Consider the following 8,746-nt stretch of genomic DNA (forward strand, 5'->3'; position numbering starts at 1 on the left):
TAGAAGCATGATCGCACGCCCTTTGGCCGGGCTGGCTTTGTCGGCTTTTTGGTTCATACCGGCACGTCGCCGACCATGGCCTAGTTCGGCATGGTCGAAGATGGGGTTGTGGTTGAGGTGACGCGCATGTGGGAAGCGCATGCGGCCGAGGGATGCCTGGATGACCTCCTGGCCTGGTTGGATCAGGCTCTGATGGGCACATCGGCGGAGATCTACCGTGGCGTCGGCGACAGTGGAGACGTCGTCGTCGTTCTCCTCCATCCGCAGGGGAGCGAACCGTCGGTGGGCGGTAAACCATCGACCGGCGCCGCCGCGTCCGTCCTCGATGGTGTCCCGCCGAGCCTTCTCGCGCGGTCCGCACGGGGGTGGGACTTCATGCGCGTATCGTCACGCGGACCGAATACCAATGACCAGGAGGGGGCCTGATGGAAAGAAGCGTTGTCACTGGAGGTGCCGGTTTTCTGGGGTCGCACCTGTGTGAGCGGCTGTTGGCTGAGGGCCATGAGGTCCTCTGCCTGGACAACTTCGTCACGGGGACCCCGGCGAACGTCGCTCATCTTGCGGACCGCGAGGGATTCCGACTGGTCCGCTGTAATGTAACGGATTACGTTCATGTTCCTGGTCCGGTCGATTACGTGTTGCACTTCGCGTCGCCGGCGAGCCCGATCGACTATCTGCATCTACCGATCCACACGTTGAAGGTCGGCTCGATCGGTACGCTGCACGCCCTTGGTCTGGCGAAGGAAAAAGGCGCGCGTTTCATACTGGCGTCGACCTCGGAGGTCTATGGGGACCCGCAGGTCCATCCACAGCCCGAGAACTACTGGGGCCATGTCAACCCGGTAGGGCCGCGGGGCGTGTATGACGAGGCCAAGCGGTTCGGCGAGGCGCTGACCATGGCCTACCGGCGAAGTCACGCGGTCGACACCGGAATCGTCCGGATTTTCAATACCCACGGGTCGCGGATGCGTCCCAACGATGGTCGGGCGATCCCTGCCTTTGCGACCCAGGCCCTGCGCGGTGAACCGATAACGGTGGCGGGCGACGGCAGTCAGACCCGGTCGATCATCTATGTCGACGACCTGGTCGAGGGCATAGTACGGATGATGTTCTCCGGGCATCCCGGTCCGATGAACATCGGCAACCCCTACGAATTGTCGATCCTCGAGCTTGCCGAACTCGTCCGCGAAGTCGCCAAAAGTGAATCGGAGATCTCGTTCATTCCACGGCCGGAGGACGACCCGACGATCCGACAGCCCGACATTTCGCTGGCCCGTGAGGTCCTGGGCTGGGAACCGGTCGTCGATCTGCGGACCGGTCTCGATACCACGGTTTCCTGGTTTCGCGAGCACCCCGACGTCATCAGCCGGGCGCACTAAGAGCGACCGGCGATAGGGGGCGCGGCGTCGCGGGGCTGGGGCACGCACCTCGCGTCGTTGTCGTCGGTCGACACCCAACACCAGGGTGCCTCCCTCCTCCGCCTCGCGATCTACGTGCCCCAGCCCCGTTTCTTGATCCACACCCCTATTGCCGGGCGCTCTGACACGGCGGTAGCCGGCAGATGCGGGCCATGGTGGGCCGCCCGGGTAGTCCGGACCCGTTGTCCTCCGGCCGCCGCCGGACCGGGTCCCGGTCGGTGCCCGTCGCGCCGGCGGACCGGGTCGGGCCCGGCCCGGCGGGCCCGGCAACTCCCGGTCGTGGCCGGGTTCGGCGGGCTGACCGGCGACCACGGCTGCGGACTCGCTTGACAGTTCTGACCGTGTTGGTTGACGTGGGCGAGGTGGGTGCTAAGTTGGCACTCGGCACACGAGAGTGCCAGCGACAGCAGGCGCCTGTTCCCCCGCGACGGCAGGCCGCCAGGGTCGCTCTCTCATCCAGCGCAGGAAGGGGGAGGTCGATCGTGACGACCGCCACCAAGGTTGCAATCAAGCCGCTCGAAGATCGTATTGTCGTCCAGCCGTCAGACGCTGAGCAGACCACCGCGTCAGGCATCGTGATCCCGGATACGGCCAAGGAGAAGCCGCAGGAGGGCACCGTCCTCGCGGTCGGGCCCGGCCGGTTCGAGGATGGCAAGCGGGTCCCGCTCGACGTAACGGTCGGCGATGTCGTTCTGTACAGCAAGTACGGCGGCACCGAGGTGAAGTACGCCGGTGAGGAGTACCTGGTTCTCTCCGCCCGCGACGTGCTGGCGATCATCGAGAAGTAGGCCTGTCTCCGGCAGGATCCAAGGGCGTGTTTCGCCGTTCTGGATGGCATTCGTCCGGATCGGTGGAGCACGCCCGATCGCCGTTAGGGCGTGCTTTCCGAATCTTCGCTCGCATCACCCCCACCGGAATGCTCCGCGGTCGCGTGGGTTCCTGCTCCCGGGGTCCATCGAGCGATTTCCTGGCGGCACGCCCAGGGGCAGACACGCCCTGAGCCGGTTCGGGAGGACCACGTATGCCCAAGATTCTGACATTCAGTGAGGACGCTCGCCATGCGCTTGAGCATGGCGTGAACGCCCTCGCGGACGCTGTGAAGGTGACGATCGGCCCGCGTGGCCGCAACGTCGTCATCGACAAGTCCTACGGCGCACCGACGATCACCAACGACGGGGTGACGATCGCGCGCGAGGTGGAGCTCGACAACCCCAACGAGAACCTCGGCGCCCAACTCGCCAAGGAAGTCGCCACCAAGACCAACGACGTTGCCGGCGACGGCACCACGACCGCGACCGTGCTCGCCCAGGCCATGGTGCGCAGCGGTCTGCGACAGGTCGCGGCCGGGGCGCCGCCGGTGGCTCTCAAGGCGGGTATCGAGGCCGCGGTCGTGGCCGTTTCCAACGCCCTGCTGGAGCAGGCCCTGGAGGTGGACTCGAAGGAGGTCATCGCGCACGTCGCGGCGATCTCCGCCCAGGACGCGAAGGTCGGCGAGCTCATCGCCGAGGCGATGGACCGGATCGGCAAAGACGGTGTGATCACCGTCGAGGAGAGTCAGACCCTCGGACTGGAGCTCGAGCTCACCGAGGGGATGCAGTTCGACAAGGGTTACATATCCCCGTACTTCGTCACGGACTCCGAGCGCATGGAGACCGTCCTCGAAGACGCGTACGTGCTCCTGCACCCGGGCAAGATCAGTGCGCTGGGCGACGTCCTTCCGCTGCTGGAGAAGGTCGTGGAGGCGCGGAAGCCGCTTCTGATCATTGCCGAGGATGTCGAGGGGGAGGCGCTGTCGACTCTCGTCGTCAACGCGATCCGCAGGACCTTCCAGCTCGTGGCGGTCAAGGCGCCGGGCTTCGGCGACCGCCGCAAGGCGATGCTGCAGGATATCGCCGTCCTCACCGGGGGACAGGTCGTCGCTGCCGAGGTCGGTCTCAAGCTTGACTCGGTCGGGTTGGCTGAGCTCGGGCGGGCGCGTCGAGTCGTGGTCGACAAGGACACCACGACCATCATCGACGGTGCCGGGGACGAGACGACCATTGCCGACCGAGTACGCCAGCTTCGGGGCGAGATCGAGGCCAGCGACTCGGACTGGGACCGCGAGAAGCTGCAGGAGCGGGTCGCCAAGCTCGCCGGTGGCGTCGCCGTGGTCAGAGTCGGTGCGCCCACCGAGGTCGAGCTCAAGGAGAAGAAGCACCGTCTGGAGGATGCCGTGTCCGCCACCCGCGCTGCGGTGGAGGAAGGCATCGTGGCGGGCGGTGGGTCGGCACTGGTACATGCCGGCGCGGCCCTCGACGGGGGACTCGGGCTCACGGGCGACGAACTGGCCGGGGTACAGATCGTTCGTGACGCGCTCAGCGCTCCGTTGACCTGGATCGCGAACAACGCCGGCCTGGAAGGCGCCGTGATCGTTGCGAAGGTGAAGGAGCAGCCCGTCGGCAGTGGCTTCAACGTGGCCCGGGGCGAGTACACCAACCTGATCGCCGACGGCGTGGTCGACCCGGTGAAGGTGACCCGCTCGGCGGTCGCCAACGCCGCGTCCATCGCTGCACTGTTGCTCACGACCGAAAGCCTCGTCGCGGAGAAGCCGTCGAAGGCCGCGGCCGCCGCCGGCCATGGTCACAACCACGGCCACTCGCACGGCCCGGGTTTCTGAGTTGTCGGGATCCGGCCCGCCGGGATCCTGACAGTCGTACTCCCGCGGATGTCGGTCGCACCGACCCGTGGCACCGCGTGGTGGATTCCCTCAGTGCACCGGGGATCCCGGCCGCCGGCGGCGCGAAAAATCATGATCGCGCCGCCGTTGGCCCTCTCGGCCCGGCAGGACGGTCAACGTCCTGCCGGGCCTTTGCGGGTTCCCTGTCGATCTCTTCGATCCCGCCGAGGTCGATCTCCTCGAGCGGTGCGGTCACACGTCGCGGGTGACCCAACCCGTGTGATGGACTTGTCCGTGGATGTCGCCACGGAGCGCCCGCCCGTGGTGGCGGCGCGACGGAGATCGCAATCGCACCGCCTGCGGCCGGGCGCTCTTAGCAGGCCGGAGCCAGACCGGGGCGCGACGGGCTGTGTCGCGCCGCGCCGCGACGCGTTCGGCCGGTCAGGATGCCTTCTCGTTCGGACTCGCTCAGCCCGCCCCAAACCCCGTAAGGCTCGCGGGCGTGCAGGGCGTGCTCAGCGCAGGCCTGGATCACGGGACACCGTGCACAGACGGCCTTTGCGGCGGCCTCGCGAGCCGCGCGGGCCGGGCCTCGCTCACCTTCGGGGTGGAAGAAGAGCTCCGTGCTCTCTCCACGGCACGCACCGTGAAGTTGCCATTCCCACTTCTCGGCACCGGGGCCTGGAAGTCGTCGGACATCGGTCATCGGTCTGAGCCCCCCTCTCAACCATGGGCGGCAGGCGCCGCAGCTACACCGTAGTGCCGCGCCATATGTTGTTCAACACAGAGAATCATTCGGCGCGTGGTCGGTCGGAGCCGGTTAGTCGCCAAGTTGTGGGTACGGTCGCCGAGAGCCACCATGAGCGCTGTGACCCCCTCCCCGGAGCCGGCGGAGCGCAACCCGCGGTACACAGTCGCGGCGGTTGCCCGGCGGCTGGGCGTCGCGCCCGCGACCCTTCGAACATGGAACCGTCGGTACGGGCTCGGTCCGGCCGACCATGTGTCCGGTACCCGCCGCAGGTACGGCCCACACGACCTGGCCCGTCTGGAGTTCATGTGTCGACTCACACAGGATGGGATCGCGCCCGCCGAAGCGGCCCGGATCGCCAGAACCACACTGGTCGATGACCTACCGGAACCGCGTTGGCTGGCCCCGGTCCGAGCGGCCAGTGGTGATCATACGTACGCTGCCGGGCCCGAACCCTTCGCCGGCGGATCCGGCCGCGGTGACGCGGACCCGCCGGCTACCACCGGGGAGCGCGTCGGGGTCGCGGATCCGGTGGAGGGCGATCGTGGCGGTCCCGATGAGCCGGCGGTTGCGGACCCGGCCGGCTCACGGGGTTCGGGCGGCCGGGTCTTGTCGCTGGCGGATGCAGGTATCGCGGCCCGGGGACTTGCCCGCGCGGCCATGGCGCTCGACTCGTCGGCGGTCACCCGCATCATGGCCCACGCCGTCGAGACGGACGGCGTCGTCGCAGCATGGCAGGAGCTCGTCTGCCCGGTGCTGGTCGCCGTGGGTAGGCGCTGGGAACAGCGCGGCGACGCCGTGGACGTTGAACATCTGCTCAGTGACTGTGTCGCGGCGGTGTTCCGCCGTGCCGCGGATCGTGCGGTCGACACCTACGCCCGACCGGTGCTGCTTGCGTGTACCCCGGCCGAGCAGCACAGCCTTGCGCTGAGCGCGCTGGCGGCAGGTCTGGCTGAGCGGGGTGTCACGGCTCGCATCCTCGGTGCGGCGGTGCCGGTCGCCGCGTTGCGGACCGCGGTCGCCCGTACCGGGCCGGTCGCGGTCTTCCTGTGGTCGCAGCGTCGGACGTCCGCGGATGCGCAGGCATTGAACGCCTTACCGGTGACCCGGCCATCGACATCGATCATCGTCGGCGGCTCGGGGTGGCACCGGGCGACCCTTCCGGCGCGAGTCCGTCACGCGGAATCCCTGCACGAAGCCCTCGACCTGCTCACCGGGGCTCCGCTCGAGCGTTAGAGCGACGCGGCTCGCCGGATCAGCCTGCTTCCGACGCCTCGCTTGTTTCGTAGACGCCGTCGGCATAGCCGCGTGCATAGTCCCAACTGACATAGGACGACGGGTCCGGGGCGTATGCGGGTTCATGGACCCTGGTGCGGCCTTCGTCGAGAAGGTGGCGAAGGTTGCCCGTCAGCAGATCCCAGTCGAAGAAATGCGGTTCCGCGCATCCTTCGCAGTCAACGACCAGGCCGCGGTAGCCGCGGGGTTCCAGCAAGGTCCGGAAGACGTCGAGGTCTCCGAGTTCGGCGAGTATCTCCTCACGCTCGTGCGGCGATAGGGGCTCCAGCAGCTCGGTGTCCTCAACCGGGTCGAGGTGCGCGAGCTCCGCTGTCGGATCCTCGGGGTCGCCCGCGAAGGGGTCGAGAGGCTCGTCGCTCACGCCGACCACGCTACGCCGGACACGGCCTCCTAGTGGCACCGATGGGCGACTCCAGGCGTCGGCCGATGTGCGGATTGCACGTTTCGACCTGTCCGGACCACCGTTTTGCGCCCGTCTCGTAGTCGGTGGTGCTCGATTATTGCGCAGCGCGACATATTCAGTACTGGATCGGTTGTTTCGGTGGATCTCACCGTTCAGTTGATCATGGTTTTTTGTCGCGCGCCTGGAGGCTGTGATGGGTCCTGCCGGCTAAAGGGTGTGCGATCATGGTTTTTTGTCGCGCGCCCGGAGGCTGTGATGGGTCCTAGGATGTGAGTTTGGAGCCCGTGCCGGTGCCCGACCGCGCGTCCCTGCGCCCATGGCTGGAGTTGGAGCCGGGACCGCGTTCCTCTCCGTTCAATGGGATCGTGGGACGAGCGTGCAGCGCGCGGGGACGCGGGTTTGATCGGCGCGGCGGGTGACGAGGCGTGAACGGAAGGTGCCATGAACAGTCCCATTGTCCAGCCGGCCGGGTCAGAGCCGGGGCCGATGCTGCCGGCGAAGCTGGCCATGCTGGGGCTGACCTTCGACGACGTGCTGCTACTCCCGGCGGAATCGGACATCATGCCGGCGGATGCCGACACGTCCAGCCGGTTGTCCCGGCACATCCGGTTGGCCGTTCCGTTGTTGTCCTCGGCGATGGATACCGTCACCGAGGCGCGGATGGCGATCGCGATGGCGCGGCAGGGAGGCGTAGGCGTCCTGCATCGCAATCTTTCCATCGACGACCAGGCGCAGCAGGTCGACATGGTCAAGCGTTCCGAGTCAGGGATGATCACAACCCCCATCACCTGCGGCCCGGATGCCACCATCGAGGATGCCAACGAGCTCATGGCCCGCTACCGCATTTCCGGGGTTCCGGTGACCGAATCGGATGGTCACCTGGTGGGCATCGTCACGAATCGTGATATTCGTTTTGAGCGGGACTATTCCCGGCTGGTGCGTGACGTCATGACCCCGATGCCGCTCGTCACGGCACCAGTCGGGGCGTCGGTGGACGACGCGCTGGTGCTGTTGCGCCGGCACAAGATCGAGAAGCTTCCCCTGGTGGACGACATGGGCCGCCTGCGCGGGCTGATCACGGTCAAGGATTTCACCAAGCGTGAGCAGTATCCGCAGGCCACCAAGGACTCGGATGGACGCCTCGTCGTCGGTGCCGCCATCGGGGTGGGGGAGGACGCGTACAAGCGCGCGCAGGAGCTTGTCGCGGCCGCGGTCGACTTCCTGGTGGTGGACACCGCGCACGGCCACTCCCGGGCCGTGCTGGACATGGTGCGGCGCATCAAGTCCGATCTGCCGGCCAGATTGGACGGCAGCCCACTCGATGTGGTCGCGGGAAATGTCGCGACCGCGGAAGGTGCACGTGCGTTGGTGGACGCCGGTGCCGACGCCATCAAGGTGGGGGTGGGGCCGGGCTCGATCTGCACGACCCGGGTGGTGGCCGGGGTCGGGGTCCCGCAGGTCACCGCGATCTATGAGTGCGCGCAGGCCGTGCGGGAGGCCGCCGTCCCGGTGATCGGTGACGGCGGGATGCAGTACTCCGGCGACATCGCCAAGGCGATCGCCGTCGGCGCGGACACGGTGATGCTTGGTAGCCTCCTGGCCGGGGTTGATGAGAGCCCGGGTGAGCTGATCTTCATCAACGGTAAGCAGTTCAAGGCATACCGCGGGATGGGGTCGTTGGGTGCGATGCGCAGTCGGGGCCCGGCCCGGTCCTACTCGAAGGACCGCTACTTCCAGGACGACGTTCTCTCCGATGACAAGCTTGTTCCGCAGGGTGTCGAGGGACAGGTCCCCTACCGGGGGCCGTTGGCTGCGGTTGCCCATCAGCTGGTCGGAGGGCTACGCGCGGCTATGGGGTACACCGGTGCAGCCACGATCGGCGCCCTTCAGCGGGATGCCCGGCTGGTGCGTATCACCTCGGCCGGGCTCAAGGAGAGTCACCCGCACGACATTCAGATGACTGTCGAGGCGCCGAACTACAACGCACGGTGACCAGCGTGTGGGGCCACCCGGCTTCCGGTGGCCCCACCTTCGGTGGCAGGCTCCCGGTGAGAGGTTCCCGGTGAGAGGACACAGTGGCTGAGGTCGAGATCGGTATCGGTAAGAGCGGGCGGGTCGCCTTCGGACTCGACGCCCTGGGTATCGTGCCGTCGCGGCGGACCCGTGACCCTGCGGACGTGTCGCTGGCATGGGAGATCGACGCCTATCGCTTCGACCTGCCGGTC

8 protein-coding genes and 1 pseudogene are annotated in these 8,746 nt (G+C 67.4%); 6 read left to right on the forward strand and 3 right to left on the reverse strand.

What is annotated here, in order from left to right; all coding sequences use genetic code 11:
* On the reverse strand, positions 1 to 261 hold a 261-nt coding region (locus tag U9978_RS03250; protein ID WP_322759516.1), incomplete at its 3' end, for a hypothetical protein.
* 164 nt (positions 262 to 425) lie between these two features.
* Here U9978_RS03250 and U9978_RS03255 point away from each other — a divergent pair.
* The 3 genes from U9978_RS03255 to groL all read left to right on the forward strand — a co-directional run bounded on the left by U9978_RS03255 (position 426) and on the right by groL (position 4,074).
* Entirely contained in the window at positions 426 to 1,379 is a 954-nt protein-coding gene (locus U9978_RS03255; RefSeq protein WP_322759517.1) for a UDP-glucuronic acid decarboxylase family protein, read from the forward strand.
* A gap of 518 nt (positions 1,380 to 1,897) precedes the next feature.
* Positions 1,898 to 2,206 (forward strand): co-chaperone GroES, encoded by a 309-nt coding sequence (gene groES / locus U9978_RS03260; protein ID WP_322747238.1) that lies wholly within the window; start codon positions 1,898 to 1,900, stop codon positions 2,204 to 2,206.
* Positions 2,207 to 2,439: 233 nt separating this feature from the next.
* A complete protein-coding gene (groL, locus tag U9978_RS03265; protein WP_322759518.1) occupies positions 2,440 to 4,074 on the forward strand; it encodes a chaperonin GroEL in 1,635 nt (544 codons plus the stop codon).
* Between the two features lie 373 nt (positions 4,075 to 4,447).
* Here the strand turns inward: groL and U9978_RS03270 are convergent, their stop codons facing one another.
* Positions 4,448 to 4,780, reverse strand: coding sequence for a WhiB family transcriptional regulator (locus U9978_RS03270; protein WP_322747196.1), 333 nt, complete (start codon positions 4,778 to 4,780; stop codon positions 4,448 to 4,450).
* A gap of 153 nt (positions 4,781 to 4,933) precedes the next feature.
* On the opposite strand from U9978_RS03270, the gene U9978_RS03275 reads away from it, so the two are divergent.
* On the forward strand, positions 4,934 to 6,058 hold the full coding sequence (locus tag U9978_RS03275) for a MerR family transcriptional regulator (protein ID WP_322759519.1): 1,125 nt from the start codon (positions 4,934 to 4,936) through the stop codon (positions 6,056 to 6,058).
* A gap of 19 nt (positions 6,059 to 6,077) precedes the next feature.
* Here the strand turns inward: U9978_RS03275 and U9978_RS03280 are convergent, their stop codons facing one another.
* Positions 6,078 to 6,488 (reverse strand): DUF5319 domain-containing protein, encoded by a 411-nt coding sequence (locus tag U9978_RS03280; protein WP_322759520.1) that lies wholly within the window; start codon positions 6,486 to 6,488, stop codon positions 6,078 to 6,080.
* Between the two features lie 474 nt (positions 6,489 to 6,962).
* Here U9978_RS03280 and guaB point away from each other — a divergent pair, with 474 nt between their 5' ends.
* The gene (gene guaB / locus U9978_RS03285; protein WP_322759521.1) at positions 6,963 to 8,513 is read left to right on the forward strand and encodes an IMP dehydrogenase; all 1,551 of its coding nucleotides are present in this window, start codon (positions 6,963 to 6,965) and stop codon (positions 8,511 to 8,513) included.
* 83 nt (positions 8,514 to 8,596) lie between these two features.
* Positions 8,597 to 8,746, forward strand: a pseudogene (locus U9978_RS03290) (GuaB3 family IMP dehydrogenase-related protein); the annotation flags it as partial.

Source organism: Protofrankia sp. Cr2, from assembly GCF_963555885.1.
In the GTDB taxonomy this organism is placed as follows: Bacteria; Actinomycetota; Actinomycetes; order Frankiales; family Frankiaceae; genus Protofrankia.